At 39.6% G+C, this 21,306-nt stretch carries 17 protein-coding genes and 1 pseudogene; 17 read left to right on the top strand and 1 reads right to left on the bottom strand.

Annotated features, from left to right (window positions below; genetic code table 11):
- Positions 1-185: 185 nt before the first annotated feature.
- Complete coding sequence (locus tag ACZ9EE_RS11085) at positions 186-425, top strand: hypothetical protein (protein WP_476027010.1); 240 nt, start codon at positions 186-188, stop codon at positions 423-425.
- Positions 426-477: 52 nt separating this feature from the next.
- Here the strand turns inward: ACZ9EE_RS11085 and ACZ9EE_RS11080 are convergent, their stop codons facing one another.
- Positions 478-1,974 (bottom strand): peptide MFS transporter, encoded by a 1,497-nt coding sequence (locus ACZ9EE_RS11080; protein ID WP_476027008.1) that lies wholly within the window; start codon positions 1,972-1,974, stop codon positions 478-480.
- Between the two features lie 309 nt (positions 1,975-2,283).
- Between ACZ9EE_RS11080 and ACZ9EE_RS11075 the strand changes: the two genes are divergently transcribed.
- The 16 genes and pseudogenes from ACZ9EE_RS11075 to argF all read left to right on the top strand — a co-directional run bounded on the left by ACZ9EE_RS11075 (position 2,284) and on the right by argF (position 21,248).
- On the top strand, positions 2,284-3,213 hold the full coding sequence (locus ACZ9EE_RS11075; protein WP_476027007.1) for a PAS domain-containing protein: 930 nt from the start codon (positions 2,284-2,286) through the stop codon (positions 3,211-3,213).
- Positions 3,214-3,328: 115 nt separating this feature from the next.
- Complete coding sequence (locus ACZ9EE_RS11070; RefSeq protein WP_476027005.1) at positions 3,329-4,093, top strand: MerR family transcriptional regulator; 765 nt, start codon at positions 3,329-3,331, stop codon at positions 4,091-4,093.
- Positions 4,094-4,323: 230 nt separating this feature from the next.
- The gene (locus tag ACZ9EE_RS11065; RefSeq protein ID WP_476027003.1) at positions 4,324-5,331 is read left to right on the top strand and encodes an ABC transporter ATP-binding protein; all 1,008 of its coding nucleotides are present in this window, start codon (positions 4,324-4,326) and stop codon (positions 5,329-5,331) included.
- Positions 5,312-6,280 (top strand): ABC transporter ATP-binding protein, encoded by a 969-nt coding sequence (locus tag ACZ9EE_RS11060; RefSeq protein ID WP_476027001.1) that lies wholly within the window; start codon positions 5,312-5,314, stop codon positions 6,278-6,280. Before ACZ9EE_RS11065 ends, ACZ9EE_RS11060 begins: the two co-directional genes overlap by 20 nt.
- Before the next feature lie 52 nt (positions 6,281-6,332).
- Positions 6,333-7,950: pseudogene (locus ACZ9EE_RS11055) on the top strand (ABC transporter substrate-binding protein).
- Positions 7,951-8,020: 70 nt separating this feature from the next.
- The gene (locus ACZ9EE_RS11050) at positions 8,021-9,028 is read left to right on the top strand and encodes an ABC transporter permease (protein ID WP_476026999.1); all 1,008 of its coding nucleotides are present in this window, start codon (positions 8,021-8,023) and stop codon (positions 9,026-9,028) included.
- Positions 9,029-9,074: 46 nt separating this feature from the next.
- Positions 9,075-9,944 carry a nickel transporter permease gene (nikC, locus tag ACZ9EE_RS11045; RefSeq protein ID WP_476032927.1) on the top strand — a complete coding sequence of 290 codons (870 nt, stop codon included), beginning with the start codon at positions 9,075-9,077 and terminating at the stop codon, positions 9,942-9,944.
- Between the two features lie 209 nt (positions 9,945-10,153).
- The gene (locus ACZ9EE_RS11040) at positions 10,154-10,648 is read left to right on the top strand and encodes a shikimate kinase (protein WP_476032926.1); all 495 of its coding nucleotides are present in this window, start codon (positions 10,154-10,156) and stop codon (positions 10,646-10,648) included.
- Positions 10,645-11,421 (top strand): type I 3-dehydroquinate dehydratase, encoded by a 777-nt coding sequence (gene aroD, locus ACZ9EE_RS11035; RefSeq protein ID WP_476026997.1) that lies wholly within the window; start codon positions 10,645-10,647, stop codon positions 11,419-11,421. Before ACZ9EE_RS11040 ends, aroD begins: the two co-directional genes overlap by 4 nt.
- 214 nt (positions 11,422-11,635) lie before the next feature.
- Positions 11,636-12,673, top strand: a complete 1,038-nt coding sequence (gene argC / locus ACZ9EE_RS11030; protein WP_476026995.1) for an N-acetyl-gamma-glutamyl-phosphate reductase — start codon at positions 11,636-11,638, stop codon at positions 12,671-12,673.
- Positions 12,674-12,743: 70 nt separating this feature from the next.
- The gene (gene argJ, locus ACZ9EE_RS11025) at positions 12,744-13,973 is read left to right on the top strand and encodes a bifunctional glutamate N-acetyltransferase/amino-acid acetyltransferase ArgJ (RefSeq protein WP_476026993.1); all 1,230 of its coding nucleotides are present in this window, start codon (positions 12,744-12,746) and stop codon (positions 13,971-13,973) included.
- Between the two features lie 12 nt (positions 13,974-13,985).
- The gene (gene argB / locus ACZ9EE_RS11020) at positions 13,986-14,783 is read left to right on the top strand and encodes an acetylglutamate kinase (RefSeq protein ID WP_476026991.1); all 798 of its coding nucleotides are present in this window, start codon (positions 13,986-13,988) and stop codon (positions 14,781-14,783) included.
- Positions 14,783-15,982, top strand: coding sequence for an acetylornithine transaminase (locus ACZ9EE_RS11015; protein WP_476026989.1), 1,200 nt, complete (start codon positions 14,783-14,785; stop codon positions 15,980-15,982). Before argB ends, ACZ9EE_RS11015 begins: the two co-directional genes overlap by 1 nt.
- A gap of 5 nt (positions 15,983-15,987) precedes the next feature.
- The gene (locus tag ACZ9EE_RS11010; protein WP_476032925.1) at positions 15,988-17,064 is read left to right on the top strand and encodes a carbamoyl phosphate synthase small subunit; all 1,077 of its coding nucleotides are present in this window, start codon (positions 15,988-15,990) and stop codon (positions 17,062-17,064) included.
- Positions 17,051-20,287, top strand: coding sequence for a carbamoyl-phosphate synthase (glutamine-hydrolyzing) large subunit (carB, locus tag ACZ9EE_RS11005; RefSeq protein WP_476026987.1), 3,237 nt, complete (start codon positions 17,051-17,053; stop codon positions 20,285-20,287). Before ACZ9EE_RS11010 ends, carB begins: the two co-directional genes overlap by 14 nt.
- Positions 20,271-21,248, top strand: a complete 978-nt coding sequence (argF, locus tag ACZ9EE_RS11000) for an ornithine carbamoyltransferase (RefSeq protein ID WP_476026985.1) — start codon at positions 20,271-20,273, stop codon at positions 21,246-21,248. The genes carB and argF overlap by 17 nt, the downstream gene beginning before the upstream one ends.
- Positions 21,249-21,306 lie beyond the last annotated feature (58 nt).

The raw sequence follows: 21,306 nt of genomic DNA, 5'->3' as shown, positions 1-21,306 counted from the left end.
GTTCATTATGAGCAAATTAGGACTTTTGGATGATTCATAATGGAATAGAAGAATAGGCTTTAATCCAATCACAAAATTTTAAAGGAACATTGCAGCAAGCCCTTAATGATGTTAGGACTGAACCGAGAGTAACATAAATATAGTTAGTTTTGAGAAGGATAAAAGTAAAAGGAGGTCGTTTCTTAATGGATTTACATCTGTTCAACCGCAAGGACAAAGAAGAAGAGGAAAACCTTGCAGCTATTCTTGAAAGTTCAAAAGAAATCGAAGAAGATTTAATGCGGACTTATTTAATTACAGCAGAGCGGATTCATGATAATGATGAATTAAAAGAACGACTCGAAAATTTTGCCGAAGGAAACGCAAAACGAACAAAACAGCTAAAGGATGAATTAAAAGACCTACAGATAAATAAGAATGAGTAAAAGAAAAAGGTGAAAGCTCTCTTTAAGTAAGAGTGCCTTCACCTTTTAATTATTAGCGTATGCCTTTCATTAATCCTTGAATTTTAGGTGCGAGTGCTAATAGAATAATACCAAGTACGATAGAAGCACCGCCGATTACACCGAAGTAAGTCATTTCTGTTGCCGGTGTATAGAATTTAACGACTTGAGCATTTAATGCCTGAGCAGCTGCACTTGAAAGGAACCATAAACTCATCGTCTGTGCAGAGAAAGCTGCTGGAGCTAATTTCGTCGTTGCTGAAAGTCCTACAGGTGATAAACATAACTCACCTAAGACAACAATTAAATAACTAAGAACTAGCCATAACGGATTTACCAATGAATTTGTTCCTCCAAAATAGGCTGGAACAAGGATAACCATAAATGATAGACCAGCAAATAATAGGCCAAGAGAGAATTTTTGAGGAATCGAAGGCTCTCGCTTTCCTAACTTTACCCATAGCGCCGCGAAAATAGGTGCAAAAACAATAATAAATAATGGATTTAAGGATTGGAACCATGCTGGAGAAATCTGAATACCAGCAAAATCTAATTGTGTCCGCTTGTCAGCATAATTGGCCAGGATCGTCGACCCTTGCTCCTGAATTGCCCAGAACATGACGGACGCAATAAACAATGGAATATATGCGACAACACGTGATTTCTCAACTGATGTAGTTTTTGGGCTAGTGTACATACGAATAAAGTAGATAGTAGGAATGAGAATTCCAAGTATACTTACGATGTTAATAAACCCTTCAAATGTTAATAAACCGTTTGGAATCGTAATAAAACAAATAATAGCAATGACAATGATCGCAAGTGCGAAATAAGTATATACTTTTTTCTTCTCTGAAGCTGTGAGCGGGTTTGTTACAGTGGTTCCTGCGAGACCAAGATTTTTCTTTTTTGTCATTAGGAAAACAACTAAACCTAAGAACATACCCACAGCTGCAATACCGAAACCTAAGTGGAAGCTGGTATTCATAATGGTTTTGGAGCCAACGATTAATGGTGATAGGAAGGCACCGGCGTTAATCCCCATATAAAAGATACTAAACCCAGCATCACGGCGGTTATCATTTTCAGCATACATTTCCCCAACAACGGTTGAAACGTTTGGTTTTAATAACCCTGTCCCCAAGACAATCAATACCATGGAAACAAAGAAAAAGGCGATGCTTCCTGGGATGGCAAGGGCAATATGACCGAGCATTATGAGGATACCCCCAATGAACACTGCTTTTGAGGTACCGAAGATCCGGTCAGCGAACCAGCCGCCAATAATTCCTGACATATACACGAGGGAACCGTATATTGACATAATCGATAATGCCAAGGTCTGGTCCATACCTAAACCGCCCTTGGTTACACTATAATACATATAGTAAACAAGAATAGCTCTCATTCCATAATAAGAGAATCTCTCCCAGAATTCCGTAAAGAAAAGTGTGAATAAACCTTTAGGATGTCCAAAGAATCCTTTCTGAGGTACACTATCCACAATTTTCTGTTTATTTAGGTTTGACATTATATTACCTCCTTTTACATTATTCTATGATACTTTTTTTAAGTTTGAATTGTCAAAAACTATTTTTGGTAATAAATTGAGTATTCAATGAAAACCTTGATAATTCAATATTTTCTTGTTACTAAACGGGAAAAGAAAGTTTTTTTAAAATAGTAAATGATTTCTGATTAAAGTGATTTTTCGCTCAAATAGACTGATAGTAACTGATCAGGTTTTAATTTGAACCCAAAGGGCATTTTATATGTATCCACTAAGAAATGGTAACTAGAGGGGCAATGATAAATTAATGAATAAAGGTGAAAGCAATATATGGTTAGCACAGATAATCTTGATTTCTTAAATAAAGATTTATTTTTTAAGTTATTTAACAATATGTCTGATTTGGTTTATTTGACGAGTGTTGAAGATGAAGGTCAATTTAGTTATGTTCTAGCAAATGAACCAGCCAAAAATTTCTCAGGACTAACATCAGACTGCTATGGGAAGCCGATTAAAGATGTGCTTCAACCAGAGGTTTACAACGTCATTGAGGATAAATACTTACAAGTCTTGGCTACTAAGAAACCAGTCAAATATGAAGATAAAATCGTGCTTTCAACGCCAATGAATCATACGAATAATCATGTCGTTTATTGGGAATCAACGGTTACACCAGTGGTTAATCAGGAAGGTCAATGTACGCATTTACTGGCCGTGGTTCGTGATGTAACAGAGCGCAAGAAGTATGAGCAACAATTAAAACATTTGGCCCACCATGACAACTTAACAGGACTGCCTAATCGGACTTACTTTTTTATAAGGCTGAAAGAGGAAATGGAGTTATCAAAACAGACACAAACAACCTTAGCTGTTTTTTATCTTGATGTTGATCATTTTAAAAAGATTAATGATTCGATGGGTCATGATATGGGCGATAAACTCTTAAAGGAGTTCTCTCAGCGGGTAAAAGCCTGTATTCGGGATGAGGATATGCTTGCAAGGCTCGGAGGAGACGAATTTGTGATTCTGCTGACGGGATTGTCAGAAGAAAATGTTATTAAAATCGCCAAGCGAATTATAGCCTCGAGTAGAAAAGAATGGGAAATTAACGATACCAGAATTAAAATATCTACGAGTATCGGTATTGCATTTTACTCCCCTTCCAAACATGACGAAAAAACCTTACTCCAACATGCAGATCATGCCCTTTATAAGGCAAAAGAAAATGGCAGAAGCAACTACCAGATTTACAAGAACTAACTGGTGCCTGTGCACCCCAAATGGAAAATGTCTTTTTGTGGTGTCAGGCACCAATTTTTTGGTTGACTTTGACGTTGCGTAAAGGTGTACCGTTAATCTAGGAGGGGGTGAGCGAATGGAGTATACAGTGCAAAAGTTGGCGAGCTTGACGGGGATTAGTACCAGGACGCTTAGATATTATGATGAGATCGGCATTCTTAAGCCGGCAAGAATTAATTCGTCGGGATATCGGATCTATGGCCAAGCGGAAGTCGATCGGCTGCAGCAAATTTTATTTTACAGGGAATTAGAGGTCAGTTTAGAGAAAATCAAAGAAATTGTCACCGATCCAGTCTTTGATGGTGCTGCGGCACTTAAAGAACATCGTGAAAAACTCCTAGAGAAAAAGAAACAATTAGAAGTATTAATTGCTAACGTCGATAAAACCATTGCGTCAGCAGAAGGGAGAATGGAAATGTCTAATAATGAAAAGTTTGAAGGCTTTAAGAAAAGAATGATTGAGGAAAACGAGCAAAAGTATGGTGAAGAGATCCGCCAAAAATATGGCAATGATCGTGTGGACCAATCAAATGCAAAGGTCATGAATATGACACAGGAGCAGCATAATGAGGTCACTCAATTGGCTGAAAATATTACTGTTACCTTAGCTGAAGCGTTTAAAACAGGTGATCCTGCAGGGGCGTTAGCCCAAAAAGCCGCAGAACTGCACAAACAATGGCTAGGCTATTATTGGGCAAAATACAGCAAGGAGGCTCATTGCGGCCTTGCTCAAATGTATGTAGATGACGAAAGATTCACAGCCTATTATGATAAAGAACAGCCAGGTACAGCCAAGTTTTTACGGGATGCAATATATATTTACACAGGTATGAAAAAATAATATTAATATATAAATACCAAAAGGATCTGAATTGTTAATGCCTATACCACTCTGCAGTAACGCTTTAATGCAGTGCGGTATAAGGCATTTTTTTTATTATTTTTTATTTTATTGACAAGTTTCGATAAAAACAGGCATATGATATATGTCATAATAATCCTAATATTTATTATATTATAATATTTCAAAAAGATAGTTTGTGAATCATAGATGATGAGGTAGGTGTTAATGTGAGTCATATTTTACAGATAAAAGACTTAAAAGTATCGTTTCAATCTGGAAGAAAGCTCTTACCTGCAGTTGATGGGATAAGTTTTAATTTAAAAGAAGGAGAAATTCTTGGAATCGTAGGTGAATCAGGGAGTGGAAAAAGTGTAACTTCCTTAGCCGCAATGGGGTTAATTCCCTCACCACCAGGAAAAATTGAGAACGGTCAAATTATATTTGAAGGAAAAGATTTAAAAAACAACACCGAAAAAGAGTGGCGTAAAGTTCGGGGAAATCAGATATCGATGATTTTCCAGGAACCAATGACATCCTTGAATCCTTTATTTACTATCGGTAATCAGGTAATAGAGGCAATAAGATTACATACGGATTTCTCAAAGAGAGAAGCACTCATTCGAGGTCTTGAATTATTAAGACTGGTTGGAATCCCAAGAGCGGAGGGAATTCTTAAAGAGTATCCTCACCAATTATCGGGTGGGATGAGACAACGGATCATGATCGCCATGGCAATGGCGTGCAATCCAAAGGTACTGATTGCGGATGAGCCCACAACCGCTCTTGACGTAACAATTCAAGCACAAATTCTTGCTTTAATGAAGGATTTAAATAAAAAAACAAATACATCGATTATCCTGATTACGCACGATTTAGGGGTGGTAGCGGAAATTTGTGAGCGGGTAATCGTTATGTATTCTGGACAAATCGTGGAACAAGGTGATGTTAGAACCATACTTAAAAATCCGCACCATCCGTATACTAAAGGGCTATTACAATCGGTCCCTGAATTAAGAGGGAAAAAGGATCGTCTCTATAGCATACCAGGAACCGTTCCAGCGCCCGGAACAATTCAACATGGGTGCCGATTCGCGCCTCGGTGTTCCGAAGCATTTGGCAGGTGCCAAGAAGAGGAACCAAAACTAAGGAATCTGGAAAATGACGAACATGAAGTTCGTTGTTTTCTACATACAGTAAAGGGGGGGAATGACAAGCATGTCGGAGTTACTTCTTGAGGTAAATGGGTTGAAAAAGTACTTTCCGATTACTGGAGGACTTTTTGGAAGGAAACAAGGCGAAGTGAAAGCAGTAGATGATATTTCTTTTTATGTTAGAAAGGGAGAGACATTGGGCATTGTCGGAGAAAGCGGGTGCGGGAAATCGACCACTGGCCGTTTGTTAATGCGTTTAATTGAAGCAAGTGGGGGAAAGATTGTATTTGAGGATAAAGAGATTACGAGTATGTCAAAATCAGAATTAAGAAAAACCCGCCGTGATATTCAGATGGTATTTCAAGACCCCTATGCCTCCTTAAACCCCAGACATTCGATTGAACAAATTCTTGAAGAACCGCTGATTGTCCACGGAATTGGAACCAAGGCGGAGCGCAAAAAGCAAGTGAGAGAAATGCTGGAGGTGGTCGGCTTAAGCAGCTACCATGCCAAGCGATATCCACACCAATTCAGCGGCGGTCAGCGTCAACGGATTGGAATTGCTAAAGCATTGATGACGAAACCGAAATTGATAATCGCAGATGAACCAGTGTCAGCTTTGGACGTTTCGATCCAAGCACAGGTACTTAACTTAATGAAGGATATTCAAAAAGAATTTCAGCTTACCTACATATTTATCGCACATGATTTAGGTGTGGTTCGTCATATTAGTGATCGTGTTGGCGTGATGTATTTAGGAAGATTAATAGAGTTAGCTGAAAGTGAAAAGCTTTATCAACGTCCCTTCCATCCATACACCAAGGCACTCCTCTCAGCGGTACCAATTCCAGACCCAGATTGTAAGAAAGAAACTGTTTTAATAGACGGGGAAATTCCTAGTCCCGCCAATCCTCCTTCCGGCTGTGCCTTCCATACCAGGTGTTCACAGGTGATGGATATTTGCAAAACATCAAGACCTCGAGAGCAAGATTTGAACGGTCATTTTGTTGCGTGTCATTTATATAACAAGTGATGTGCTGCATTTATGATAAAAAAATAATATCTACAGGGGGTAACAAACTTTTATGAAGAAAAAACCTTTTATACTGTTGTTGATTTCTCTACTAGCCATCAGCATGTTTTTGGCTGGCTGCAACAGTAAAACAAATGAAACTACAGGAGGCAAGAAAGATCCTGCCTCTGGAAGTGCATCGAAAAAGGACACACTAGTCTACGGCCGTGGCGGAGATTCTACTTCACTTGACCCAATCACTTCAACTGAAGGGGAAACATTTAAAGTTACTGAAAACATATTTGAAACATTGCTTGAATATGGCGACCAAGATACAACCATACATCCTGGACTTGCTGAATCATGGGAAGTTACACCTGATGGTTTAACGTATACCTTTAAACTCCGCCAAGGAGTTAAATTCCATGATGGGACCGATTTTAATGCAGAAGCAGTAGTGTTTAACTTTGACCGCTGGATGAATGGCAATGCCGACAGCTTCCCTTATTATACAATGTTTGGCGGTTATAAGGGGGACAAGGGGCATGTCATTAAAGAAGTTAAAGCAATAGATGACCATACTGTGCAATTTGTCTTAACAAGACCACAAGCACCATTCCTTAAGAACTTAGCGATGTCTCCATTTGGCATTGCCAGCCCTGAAGCCGTTAAAAAATACGGTGATAAATTTAGACAACATCCTGTAGGAACCGGTCCATTTAAATTCGTGGAGTGGAAAGAAAATGATACAATTACGCTTGAGAAAAACCCGGACTACTGGCAAAAAGGCTTTCCCAAAGTTAAACAAAGTGATTTTCCGTGTCATTCCTGAAAATACAGCACGTCTTAATGCTCTTGCCAATAGCGAAATTGATGTAATGGATGGCCTAAACAACTCAGACGAGGCCACTGTTAAAGCAAATGCTAATCTTCAAGTGATTGAACGACCGTCAATGAACGTGGGTTATATCGGTTTAACGACCACTCGTAAACCATTTGATAACAAGCTCGTTCGTCAAGCCATCAATTATGCTATTGATAAAAAATCAATTATTAATGCGTTTTATGGCGGAAAGGCACTAGAAGCTGTCAATCCAATGCCGCCTTCCATTGAAGGGTTTAATAAGTCTATTGAGCCATACCCATATGATTTAGAGAAAGCAAAACAATTATTAAAAGAAGCGGGTTATGAAAAAGGATTCGAAACTGACCTTTGGGCTATGCCAGTAGCTCGTCCATACATGCCGGAAGCTCAAAAGGTGGCAGAAGTCATTCAAGAAAGTTTAAGTAAAATTGGTGTAAAGGCCAAAATCCAATCCGTTGACTGGGCAACCTATTTAGATAAAGCGGCAAAAGGTGAATTTGATATGTTCATGCTTGGCTGGACGGGTGATAACGGAGATCCTGATAACTTCTTATACACATTGCTTGATAAAGACAGCATTGGAAGCAATAACTATTCCTATTATAGCAATGACCAATTACACGATATCTTGATTAAGGCACAGACAGAAACAGATCAAGCTAAGCGTAATGCGCTTTACGAGCAGGCACAAGTCATCATCCATGATGATGCACCTTGGGTTCCACTTGTACATTCTACACCGTTACTAGCAGCAGGGAAAGACGTGGCAAATTACCTGCCGCACCCGACGGGCTCAGAAGCTTTGACAAAAGTAGAGTTTAAATAATAGCCGCACAGGGGGAGGGACTTTCCTCCCTTTTGGTAACTTTAGTTTATTCTCAAAAGAGGTGAAAAATTTGTTTACTTACACAGTCCGCCGCGTCTTCTCTCTAATACCGGTTTTAATTGGGATGACTATAGTGGTTTTTGCTATTATCCATGCGATTCCTGGTAATCCAGCTCAAGTCATTCTCGGTCAAAGAGCAACCGCAGAATCCATCGCTACCTTAACAAAGGAATTAGGATTGGACCGCCCATGGTACATACAATATGCAGATTATGTTAAAGCGTTGCTGCATGGAGATTTAGGGATTTCATTAAGGACAAGGGGTCCCATCAATGAGGAAATTTGGTCTTACTTGGCGGCAACAGCGGAATTAACACTTGTGGCTATGTTTATCGCCGTTATTATTGGTGTAAATGCAGGGATAGTCAGTGCCTGGTTCTCGAGATCATGGTTTGATTATGCAGCGATGGTCCTGGCCTTAATTGGGGTATCACTGCCAATATTTTGGCTTGGTTTAATGGAACAATGGGTGTTTTCCATCCATTTAGGCTGGCTTCCGACCACTGGAAGGGAGAATGTTAGAGATCCCGTTTCAGCAATTACCAATCTATATTTAATCGATACGCTTTTACAAGGAAGATTTGACCAATTTATTGTTGTCTTGAAGCATTTGATATTACCAAGTATGGCACTTGCTACCATACCAATGGCGATAATCGCTAGAATGACTCGTGCTGCTATGCTTGAGGTGATGAAATCAGATTACATCCGTACCGCAAGGGCAAAAGGTCTGAGTATGTTTTGGGTAGTGTATAAGCATTCTTTAAAAAATGCAATTATTCCAGTATTGACCATTATTGGTCTGCAAACAGGCCTTCTATTGGGTGGAGCTATTTTAACAGAAACGATATTTGGCTGGCCGGGAATTGGCAGGTATTTATATGATGCAATCGGTTATCGGGATTACCCAGTGATTCAATCAGGTATTTTATTAATTGCTGCCATCTTTGTCCTTATTAATTTAATTGTGGATTTATTGTATGTTTTTGTTGATCCAAGAATTAAATATACGAAATAAAGGAGGGGATTGATAAGTGGCAGAACTTGTAAAAAAAACGGCTAATATCCTGCATGTCGAAGTGGAAGAAAAGCAGACACCTCCATGGAAGGATGTCTGGATATCATTTTATAAAAACCGATTAGCCCTAGCTGGTCTGGGGATTGTAGTTTTTTTTATCATCATTGCTATTTTAGCACCGATTATTGCACCCTATAGTTATAAAGAGCAAGTGCTGACAGATCGAATGCTCCCTCCCTCAAGCGATCATTGGTTTGGTACAGATGATTTTGGCCGCGACATTTTCTCTCGTATTCTATATGGGGCGAGGATATCCTTGTGGGTTGGATTTTTCTCCGTTTTAGGATCAGTGGTTTTTGGAACCATTTTAGGAATTGTTGCAGGATATTATGGCCGCTGGATTGATTCAGTTATCTCGCGTATTTTTGATATCATGCTTGCCTTCCCTAGTATTCTATTAGCAATAGCAGTTGTGGCAATCCTTGGACCATCTTTACAAAACGCTTTAATAGCGATTGCAGTCATTAATATTCCGAACTTTGGCCGGCTTATCCGGTCAAAGGTACTGAGTGTTAAACAAGAAGAATACATTATGGCAGCAAGAGCGGTGGGGATGAAGGATTCACGAATTCTCTTCCGTCATATCTTACCTAACAGTGTTTCACCAGTCATTGTCCAAGCAACATTAGCCATTGCCACATCTATTATTGAAGCCGCGGCTCTTGGCTTTCTCGGAATGGGTGCTCAGGCGCCGACACCAGAGTGGGGGAAAATGCTGGCAGATTCAAAGAATTATATCACTCAGGCACCATGGACGCTATTTTTCCCAGGAATCGCTATCATGCTGACGGTGTTAGGATTCAATTTGATGGGCGATGGACTGAGGGACGTCCTTGACCCGAAAATGAAAAACTAGAATAGAAACAAAAGCAGGGGGAAGAAAAATCGCTCCTAATCCCTGAAGGCCAGTTAGACTCCAATAGGGGTCTTTTTTTATTCATTACATAACCCATAGTATCTAAATTTTCAATTAAGCATTATAATTATGTAAATAAAAGCTCATAGCCTTTAGGGGGATGAAAGGTTTTGAATAATAGTCAAAAAAGTATAATTTTTATTGGTTTTATGGGAGTGGGAAAGACGACAATTGGAAAACTAGTTGCAGATAAACTTCTTCGTCCATTCGTTGACATCGATGAAGAAATTGAAAAAGAGTATGGAATGCCGGTCTCGCAAATTTTTAAGGAGATTGGGGAAAAGGCATTTAGAGATCGGGAGAAACAGCTAATTGCCGAATTAGCCAATCAAGAGAGAAAGGTAATCTCGCTCGGCGGTGGTGCTTTTTTGCAGGAAGAAATCAGAAAGATTTGTTTATCTTCCTGCATTGTCATTCATCTGGACTTATCCCTGGAAAGCTGGAAAGAACGGCTCAGTTTAATATTTGACAGCCGTCCTGTTTTACATGGTAAGTCGATTGGTGAAATGGAGGAGCTCTACGATAATCGGCAAGAAATTTATGCACAGCATCATTTGAAAATAAGTACGGACAACCAGAACGCTGATAGCATTGCCGAACAAATCATCTCAACATTATCACTGGAATTTGGTGTAAAGCAATGAGTAAGAGAAATAGAAAAACTATTATCGTCAAGGAAATGATTATCGGTGAAGGTGCTCCAAAAATTTGTGTACCATTGGTAGGGTCTAGTTTTGCTCATTTAATAGAGGAAGCAAACTATTTAAAAACTGTTGATTTGGATTTAGTAGAGTGGCGTGTCGATTTTTTTGAACATGTTGAACAAATCGCAAAGGTAAAAGAGGTTTTAAGAGAGATTAGAGCTATCCTTCCCCAGACTCCACTTGTTTTCACATTCCGAAGCGCTAAGGAAGGCGGGGAAAAAGAGGTTAGTACCGATTTCTACTTTGAGTTAAATAAAGCTATTGTTGAAACAGGACAGGTCGATATCATCGATGTTGAATTATTTAATGATGAAAACGATATTAAAGCATTAATAGAAGCTGCTCATTTTAAAGACGTTTATGTGATTATCTCTAACCATGATTTTCATGCGACTCCTGCAAAAGAAGAGATTATCTCACGTTTGCGAAAAGCACAAGAATTAGGCGGGGATCTGCCAAAAATTGCTGTAATGCCGACTAGTACCGCTGATGTACTGACATTGCTCGATGCTTCAGCTACGATGAATGAACAGTTTGCAGACAGACCAATTATCACCATGTCTATGTCGGGCAAGGGAGTTATTAGCCGCTTAGCAGGAGAAATATTTGGTTCAGCTATCACTTTCGGAGCTGCTCAAAAGGCATCCGCCCCAGGGCAGGTAGCGGTACAGGAATTACGAAGCGTATTAAGCCTGCTCCACACGAGTTTATAAAAAGTTAATGATTAATAGTGGAAGTTCCTGTTGAGTGCAGGTTCTTCCTTTTTGCATATAAAATGTATAATCTTACACGGATTAATGAAAGCGTTTACAAAATAAAGTGTGGTAATTTTCAGTAAAAATAAAAAAATAGGCTATTTATTGGTTGAATATTTATATATGTATATGTATAATAATTCATTATGAAAGTGACTTGGGAGTTGAAGAAATGAAAGCTGCGATTATCGGCGGAACTGGTTATGGATCAATTGAATTAGTCAGGTTACTAAATAAACACCCATATTTGGAGATTGGTTCAGTGGTATCTAACTCCCAGGCTGGAGTTAATTTTAGCGATGTGTATCCACATCTTTCCGACATGGTTGTTCAACCTCTAGAAACATTTAATGCAAATAGATTAAGTGAAGAAAATGACATTGTTTTTCTTGCTACTCCTTCCGGTGTAAGCAGCAAACTTGTACCCCAGCTACTGGAGCAGGGAATAAAATGTATCGACCTTTCTGGAGACTTCCGGCTGAGGTCAGCGGAAGAATATGAAACCTGGTATAAACACTCATCACCAGAGGAGAAGTACTTAAAACAGGCAGTCTATGGGTTGAGTGAAATCTATAAAGAGGAAATCAGAGAGTCATCCTTAATTGCTAATCCGGGCTGTTATCCCACCGCAGCCAATCTTGGTCTTTTACCAATCTTGAAGTCCAAATTAGCGGATGAAAATTTCATTATTATCGATGCTAAATCAGGGGTATCTGGAGCCGGAAGAGGACTTTCGCTGACATCCCATTACTCGGAAATGAATGAAAACTTTAAAGCTTACAAACTAGGAAAACATCAACATATCCCTGAAATAGAACAAGTTCTTTCGGATGAGAGTGGTAATCGGACAACGGTTACTTTCACAACACATCTTGTTCCAATGACAAGGGGAATTATGTGCACGATATATGTGAATCTAAAAGAAAAAATTTCAACCACAAAAGTTATTGATTTCTATAAACAATTTTATCAGGAATCTCATTTTATAAGAGTACGGCCGGAAGGGAATATACCTTCAACAAAAGAAGTAATGGGATCAAATTTTTGTGATATTGGTTTGCATGTGGATGAACGGACCAATCGGTTAACAATCATCTCGGTCATCGACAATTTAGTAAAAGGAGCTGCTGGTCAAGCGATTCAGAACGCCAATCTAATAAATGGCTGGGATGAACAAACTGGGCTCACCGATATACCTATGTATCCATAATTTAAAATTAATAATTTACTAGTTAAATAGCCCTGTTAAATGCCAAGGGACCACTAAGGGGGAAAACAAATTGACACAGGCCACATCAACCAACGAAATTGTTGTACTTGAAAATGCAAGTATAACCTTACCAAAGGGATATAAAGCAGGCGGTATGCATTGCGGGATTAAGAAGAAGCGATTGGATTTGGGTTATATCGTCTCAGATGTGCCGGCGGATGTAGCGGGTGTATATACGACTAATATTTTCCAAGCAGCGCCACTAATCGTAACGCAAGAGAGTATTGCAAAAGAAAATAAAATTCAAGCAATACTTGTTAACTCTGGAAACGCCAATGCCTGTACAGGAGAGCAGGGGTTACTTGATGCAGCAGAGATGCAAAAAAAGTTCGCAGCCGAATTAGGGATTCAACCGCATCTTGTTGCCGTTACATCTACGGGAGTCATCGGCGAATTGCTCCCTATGGAATGTATTAATACAGGCATTAAGCAAATCCTACAATCTGAATTTGAACAAGAAGAAAATTTTAAGCAATCCATTTTAACAACTGATACATGTATCAAACAAATTGGTGTTCAAATAAAAATAGATGGAAAAACGATTTCAATTGGCGGGGCAGCGAAAGGTTCAGGTATGATCCATCCGAATATGGCAACAATGCTCGGTTTTGTAACCACTGATGCTAACGTAGCCCAAGATGATTTGTTATTCGCCCTTAAGGACGTTACCAACCAAACCTTTAACATGATTACGGTTGATGGGGATACAAGTACCAATGACATGGTGCTGGTAATGGCAAATGGATTAGCGGGCAATGAACAGCTTACAAAAGAACATCCTGACTGGGGAAGTTTCGTCACTGCATTAGGGATTGTCTGTAAAGAACTTGCCAAAAAAATTGCCCGTGACGGTGAAGGAGCAACCAAGCTAGTTGAAGTCCAAGTAAATGGAGCCTTCAGTACAAATGCAGCTAAAACGGTCGGTAAATCAATCATTTCTTCAAATCTTGTCAAAACAGCTATATATGGAACCGACCCTAACTGGGGACGAATTGTCACAGCTGCGGGATACAGTGGAGTGCCAATTGAACCCAATTTATTAGAGGTCTCAATCGGTCAATATAAAGTGTTTGAAAAAGGATTACCGTGTCCAATCGTTGAAGAGGAAGTAAAAAGCTACTTAGAACAAGAGAATGTAGTAATTTATATAGATTTAAATCAAGGTGATTACAGTGCAACGGCCTGGGGATGCGACCTTACTTACGACTATGTAAAAATTAATGCATCTTACCGCACTTAAGGGAGGACCACAATGAAATATTTAGTCATTAAGTGTGGCGGAAGTGTGTTAGAAAATCTGCCCAGATCCTTTTATGAAGACATCGTAAAAATGCATGCATCCAGTGAGTGGACCCCCATTATCGTTCACGGCGGAGGCCCGCTGATTACTTCATTATTAAAAAGCTTAGATGTAGAAACTAAATTCGTAAATGGTCTTAGAGTAACCGACCATCAAGTGTTAGACGTAGTTGAAATGGTTTTAAGCGGATCGGTTAATAAACAAGTAGTTAGAAACCTTGTAGAAGTTGGAGGAAATGCAGTCGGTATTAGCGGTGTAGATGGCGGCCTCCTAACGGCAGCTCCGACAAGTAATGCTAAAACTTTAGGTTTTGTTGGAGAAGTAGTCAACGTTAATCACAGCATCATCAAGGGTATCATCGACCAAGGGTTTATTCCGGTTATATCTCCAGTCGGAATTGATGCAAGTGGGCAGCGTTACAACATAAATGGTGATATTGCTGCCTCTGCAATTGCAAAATCATTAGAAGCAAACCTGTGTTTCATCAGTGATATTCCTGGTATCTTGGTTGATCATAATGGAGTAAAAACTAAACTTGATAAGGTTTCAAAGGCCATTATTGAACAGATGATTCAAGACGAAACGATTTATGGAGGGATGATTCCAAAGGTGCAAGCTGCGATTGACGGCCTTGTTCATAACATTCCAGAGGTTGGAATCATTAACGGTTTTGAAAAAAATAGTCTGCTAGATTATTCAAACGGCAAATGCGTTGGTACAAAAATAGTCTTAGAAGAGGAGATTGCGTAATGGTAAACGATACTTCCATCTCCCTGACCACCCCAGTAATGGCCACTTACAGCCGCTTCCCTGTCACATTAGTTAAGGGGAAAGGAAGTTACGTGTGGGACGATCAAGGGAACCAATTCTTAGATTTCACTTCAGGTATTGCTACTTGTAACCTAGGGCATGTTCCCGAACCAGTTAAGGAAAAGCTGGAGGAACAATTACAAAACTTGTGGCATTGCTCCAATTTATATAACATTCCAAATCAGCAGCAGTTAGCTGCCTTGTTAACTGCTAATAGCTGCGGTGATCAGGTTTTTTTCTGTAACAGCGGTGCAGAAGCGAACGAAGCTGCGATTAAATTAGCAAGACGATATGCTAATAAAGTCAAAGGCAACAGCTCAGCTGAAGTAGTTACTTTTGAGCAATCCTTTCATGGCCGAACCTTAGCTACCTTAACGGCAACAGGACAAGAGAAAATCCAACAGGGCTTTGCACCACTAATGCCAGGATTCAGCTATCTTCCGTTTAACGACGAGGCAGCACTTGAACAGCTTACAACCCTGAAACCTGCAGCAGTTTTACTAGAACTGGTCCAAGGTGAAGGCGGGGTTATTCCGGCAAATCAGCAATGGGTAACTAAATTAGCACAACTTTGTAAGGAAAACGATATCCTGCTGATGGTGGATGAAATCCAAACAGGTATCGGCAGAACGGGCACATTATTTGCCTATGAACAGTATTCTATTGAACCTGATGTTATTAGTATCGCAAAAGGCTTAGGCTCAGGATTTCCTATTGGAGCTATTATTGCTAAGGAAGAGGCGACAAAAGGCTTTGAACCAGGCAGCCATGGCAGTACCTTTGGCGGAAACCCCTTGGCAACAGCAGCAGGGCTTGCAACCGTGACACATATTATTGAAAGTAAATTACTCGAACAGACAAAGGAAACGATAGATTATCTAGACCAGCAGCTTCAGGCTTTAAAGGAGAAGTATACTTTTATAAAGGAAATTCGCGGAAAAGGACTGCTTAAAGGCTTAGTAGTTGAAATCAATGCAATCGACATCGTACAAAAAGCAATTGCTAACCAGCTTTTAATTTTAACAGCAGGACCAAATGTAGTTCGAATCTTGCCGCCATTAACAGTATCAAAAGCTGAAATCGATGAATTTACTGCAAGCTTGGAAAAAACATTCCAAAGTATAGGGAAAGGCGCGTGAGTATTTTGGAAAAAGGTTATCTTACTTTGGAAACCGGAGAGGTATTTGAAGGTGTACTTATAGGTACTGAAAAGGATTCTCTCGGGGAAGTCGTTTTTAATACAAGTATGACGGGGTATCAGGAAATTATCACAGACCCATCCTACGCTGGACAAATTATTACTTTCTGTTATCCGATTATTGGAAACTATGGAATCAATGCATTGGATGATGAAAGCATTAGCCCAGCCTTAGCAGGTGTTGTGATTAGTGATTTATGTGAAGAGCCAAGTCATTATCAATCGATAAATAAATTTTCAGAAAAGCTTAAGGCTGCAGGCGTTGCCGGGATTGCCGGGGTAGATACAAGACGCCTTGTTAAAACCATTCGCAGCCGTGGTACAGTAAAAGGCTACCTAGGTAAGGAAAAGGGCAACATTTTGCCGAGCGATCAAAAAGCAACGATGTGGGTGGATAAAGTCTCTACTAAGAAGATTCAATATTTCAAGAATAATGGTCCTCACGTGGTGCTTATGGATTTTGGATATAAGAAGTCTATCCTTCATGCCCTTCTAGAGGAAAACTGTTCGGTAACCGTTGTTCCTTACACAACCACATACGAGAAAATTAAATCGTTAAATCCAGATGGTATTTTATTAAGTAACGGGCCTGGAGATCCGATGCAGTTAAAAGCATGGTTTCCTGAAATAAAAAAAATAACACAGGCCTATCCAACTCTCGGAATATGTCTGGGCCATCAGTTAATAGCACTGTCCTATGGAGCAAAAACGACCAAACTTGCCTACGGACATAGAGGCGGAAACCATCCAGTTAAGGAATTAACAACCGGAAAGGTAAAAATAACAGCACAAAATCATAGCTATGTGGTGGTAGACGAAAGTATTGATCAAAAAGTATTTAATGTTACCTACCGAAATATAAATGACCAGTCGATTGAAGGGCTGCAACATAAATTGTATCCAATACAAACTGTACAATTTCATCCGGAAGCACATCCCGGACCAAGCGACACGGAATATATTTTTAAAGATTTTGTGAGTCAGATCGCATCATTGGGAGAGAACATTTATGCCGTTAAATAAAAATCTAAAAAAAGTACTTGTTATTGGTTCAGGACCAATTGTGATAGGGCAGGCAGCAGAATTTGACTATGCCGGTACACAGGCGTGTATCGCCCTAAAAGAAGAGGGAATTGAAGTTGTTCTTATTAATAGCAATCCAGCTACCATTATGACTGATGAAGCTGTTGCGGATAAAGTATATATTGAGCCATTAAATGTAGAAACGATTGAGAAAATTATCCAAAAGGAACAACCAGATGGAGTCATTGGTACACTTGGCGGTCAAACAGGATTAAATTTAACCGTCCAGCTGTTTGAACAGAAAATATTAGAGAAATATAATGTGGAATTATTAGGGACCTCGGTAGCTTCCATTAAAAATGGAGAGGATCGTGAGAAGTTCCGAAACCTAATGATAAAAATTGGTGAACCAATCCCTGAATCTGAAATCATCCACACGTATGAAGAAGGAGTTCAGTTTGTTCAAAAAATCGGGTTCCCAGTCATCATTCGTCCTGCCTATACATTAGGAGGAGAGGGTGGAGGTTTCGCCCATAGCGATGAGGAACTTGAACTTGTGCTAAAAAAAGGTTTAGCAGCGAGTCCTATTCATCAAGTCTTAGTGGAAAAGAGCATTAAAGGCTGGAAGGAAATTGAATATGAAGTAATGAGAGATGCAAATGATACGTGCATCATCGTTTGCAATATGGAAAATATGGACCCTGTAGGCGTTCATACTGGTGATTCCATTGTTGTGGCCCCATCACAAACATTAACAGATGTCCAATATCAAATGCTTCGCGACGTTTCCATAAAAGTAATAAGAGAATTAAAGATTATTGGCGGGTGTAATATTCAGTTAGCACTTCATCCAGAATCCAACCAATACTATATTATTGAGGTCAATCCAAGGGTAAGCCGTTCATCAGCCCTTGCTTCAAAAGCAACCGGATATCCGATTGCAAGGATGGCAGCAAAGTGTGCGATTGGTTACCATCTTGATGAGATTGTGAACCCAATAACAGGTAATACCTTTGCTTCTTTTGAGCCAGCGATTGATTATATTGTGGTGAAACTGCCTCGTTTCCCATTTGACAAATTCCCTGAAGCAGACCGGACATTGGGGACACAAATGAAAGCAACAGGCGAAGTTATGTCAATTGACAGAACGTTTGAAGGAGCTTTAAATAAAGCGATCCGTTCCATGGAAATGAATGTTTATGGTCTCTGTCAAACAGCTTATGAGTCATTAGATGAGTCTTCCTTGTTTGATTTGCTAAAAGTAGCAAATGACAGGCGCCTATTTGTCATTGCCGAAGCATTTAGGAGAGGCTTCACACTTCAAAAAGTAAAAGAACTGACCGAAATTGACCTGTGGTTTTTACACAAAATTAGCTCAATCGTTGCGTTAGAAAAGGAACTAGCTTCCTATCAATGGAGTACTGTTTCAATCGACCTGCTTAAAAGAGCCAAACGAAACAATGTAGCTGATAAATTATTAGCGAAAATCTATCAAATACCAGAAAAACAAGTAAGGGACAAGTGGAAAGAGCTCGGGTGGAAGCCTGGCTACAAAATGGTAGATACTTGTTCCGCCGAATTTGATGCCGTTACACCTTACTATTATTCCACTTGGCATGGCAGCGATGAGGTAGAAATCACAGATAAGAAAAAGATCCTTGTTATAGGTTCCGGTCCAATTCGTATTGGGCAAGGAATTGAATTTGATTATTGTTCTGTTCATGCGGCTAAAGCGCTCAAGAAAAAAGGTTTTGAAGCTGTTGTCATTAATAACAACCCAGAAACAGTAAGCACGGACTATTCGGTTGCCGACAGCTTGTATTTTGAACCGCTCGCAGCTGAAGATGTCTTGCATGTAATTGAAAAAGAAAAAGTGGATGGCGTGTTAATACAGTTTGGCGGTCAAACAGCGATTAATCTTGCTCATGATTTAGAAGAAGAAGGAGTTAAGATCTTAGGGACATCAGTTAAGAATGTGGACCGTTTAGAGGATCGGAAGGAATTCTATCAACTGCTAGATGAATTAGCGATTCCACATATCGAAGGAAAAACAGTTTCGCACCCAGAAGAACTAATGGAAGCAGCTCAAGTCTTGGGTTACCCGGTACTTGTCCGTCCATCGTATGTTATTGGCGGTCAATCGATGTTTACGATTTTTTCAGAAGAGGAGCTAGCGCAGTACATTACACAACTTCAAGAAAATTCACATACAGAGATGTGGCCGTTATTAGTAGATAAGTTTTTACCCGGTCTAGAATGCGAAGTGGATGTCATAAGTGATGGAAAAGACATCGTTGTTCCTGGGATTTTTGAACATATCGAAAAAGCGGGGGTTCATTCCGGTGACAGTATCACGGTGTTTCCACCCATTTCACTGACAAGTAAGGTAAAAGAAACGTTAATAGATTATGCAGGCAGAATTGCAAAATCAGCACCTGTTATTGGCATCATGAATATCCAATTTGTTATTTATGATGAGACCGTTTATGTGTTGGAGGTAAATCCTCGTTCATCACGTACAGTGCCGATCATTAGTAAAGTGACTGGCGTTCCAATGATTGAATGGGCAACAAATGTTCAATTAGGGAATTCAATATCAGAGCTAAGCCAAGAATTGGGGTTATTAGCAGAGCCTGATTACTTTGCAGTAAAAGCACCTGTATTTTCTTCTAGTAAGCTTAAGGGTGTCGATCATGTACTTGGCCCTGAAATGAAGTCAACAGGGGAAGTACTTGGAATGGGAACTACTTATCAGGCAGCCCTACAAAAAGCGGTACCGTTAATCAATGGAAGCAAGGAAGAAAGTTATTTCCTTTGTTCAATTTCTGACAGAGAAAAAGCAGAAAGTCTTGCTATTTTAAAGGAATTAGTAAACGAAGATTACAAGCTGGCTGCCACAGAAGGCACGGCTGAGTTTCTAAAGTCCAATGGCATTTCTGTAGATATTGTGGTTCAAGATGAAAAAGATTTAAATGATGTCTTCCGAAATAAGCCAATTCAGGCTGTTATTAATATACCGAACCAAGGCCGAAATAAAAACAAATTTGGTTTCCAGTTACGTGAGTATGCCGTCCGCTATAAAGTGCCAGTGTTTACACATTTAGATACGATTGAAACAACCTTAGGTGTACAAAAGAAGCTCCGGACTGAATATGAAGTACAGACAGTTAGTGAGTATTACAATTTTGAGAAAGAAGGTGCCGTTCATGTTAGAAGCAATTAATACGAACGGAAAAAGCATCGGCAATAAAGTAGAATTTAAGGGTAAGAATTTTTTACAGCTAGCTGATTATAGTACGGATCAAATTCTTTATTTGCTTGATGAAGCGGTGGAATTAAAAAGACTGCAAAAACAGGGTAAACCTCATCCGTTCTTAAGTGGAAAGGTATTAGGAATGATTTTTGAAAAATCATCAACACGTACAAGGGTTTCCTTTGAAGTGGGGATGCTTCAGTTAGGTGGTCATGCGATTTTCTTGAGCTCTAAGGACATTCAGCTTGGCCGAGGCGAGAGCATTTCAGATACCGCAAAGGTTTTGTCCCGCTATATTGATGGAATTATGATTCGTACATTTTCGCATGACTCGGTTGAAGAGTTAGCTTCTCATGCAACAGTCCCTGTCATTAATGGATTAACAGACCTGCAGCACCCAACCCAGGTACTTGCGGATTTACTAACCATTCTTGAGCATAAAGGAAAGTTGGGTGGCTTAAAACTTTGCTATATCGGTGACGGTAATAATAATATGGCCCATTCTCTAATGGAAGGGGCCGTAAAGGTCGGAATGAATATCAGCATTGCCAGTCCTAGGGGTTACATGCCTAATGAAGAAATTACTGAAAGAGCCATCCAAGCAGGGAAGGAAACGGGGAGTACGATTACTATAACAAATGATCCTTATGAAGCAATAAAAGATGCTGATGTTGTAGTTACGGATGTATGGACCAGTATGGGGCAGGAAGAAGAAACTGCGATCCGCTTAAAGGCATTCCAAGCCTTCCAGGTCAATGAGGAATTATGCAATTACGCGAATAAAGACTTTATCTTCTTACACTGTTTACCTGCCCACCGTGGCGAAGAAGTAACCAGTGAGATTATCGACGGTCCTCATTCAGTTGTATTTGATGAAGCCGAAAATCGACTGCATGCGCAAAAAGCAATTTTGAAACTTTTACTATCATAATAGTTTCCTTTTCTATGAGACATGTTGTATAATAATTCTATCAAATGAATAAAAATCC

The sequence above is a fragment of the Bacillus sp. URHA0034 genome (assembly GCF_056280405.1).
This window is presented reverse-complemented; position numbering and strand designations above follow the sequence as displayed.

Coding starts and splice junctions, on each gene's coding strand:
- ACZ9EE_RS11085 (WP_476027010.1), top strand. CDS start 186: ATGGATTTACATCTGTTCAACCGCAAGGACAAAGAAGAAGAGGAAAAC.
- ACZ9EE_RS11070 (WP_476027005.1), top strand. CDS start 3,329: ATGGAGTATACAGTGCAAAAGTTGGCGAGCTTGACGGGGATTAGTACC.
- argC (WP_476026995.1), top strand. CDS start 11,636: ATGAAAGCTGCGATTATCGGCGGAACTGGTTATGGATCAATTGAATTA.
- ACZ9EE_RS11060 (WP_476027001.1), top strand. CDS start 5,312: ATGTCGGAGTTACTTCTTGAGGTAAATGGGTTGAAAAAGTACTTTCCG.
- ACZ9EE_RS11040 (WP_476032926.1), top strand. CDS start 10,154: ATGGGAGTGGGAAAGACGACAATTGGAAAACTAGTTGCAGATAAACTT.
- ACZ9EE_RS11015 (WP_476026989.1), top strand. CDS start 14,783: ATGGTAAACGATACTTCCATCTCCCTGACCACCCCAGTAATGGCCACT.
- argB (WP_476026991.1), top strand. CDS start 13,986: ATGAAATATTTAGTCATTAAGTGTGGCGGAAGTGTGTTAGAAAATCTG.
- argF (WP_476026985.1), top strand. CDS start 20,271: ATGTTAGAAGCAATTAATACGAACGGAAAAAGCATCGGCAATAAAGTA.
- ACZ9EE_RS11075 (WP_476027007.1), top strand. CDS start 2,284: ATGGTTAGCACAGATAATCTTGATTTCTTAAATAAAGATTTATTTTTT.
- aroD (WP_476026997.1), top strand. CDS start 10,645: ATGAGTAAGAGAAATAGAAAAACTATTATCGTCAAGGAAATGATTATC.
- ACZ9EE_RS11080 (WP_476027008.1), bottom strand. CDS start 1,974: ATGTCAAACCTAAATAAACAGAAAATTGTGGATAGTGTACCTCAGAAA.
- carB (WP_476026987.1), top strand. CDS start 17,051: ATGCCGTTAAATAAAAATCTAAAAAAAGTACTTGTTATTGGTTCAGGA.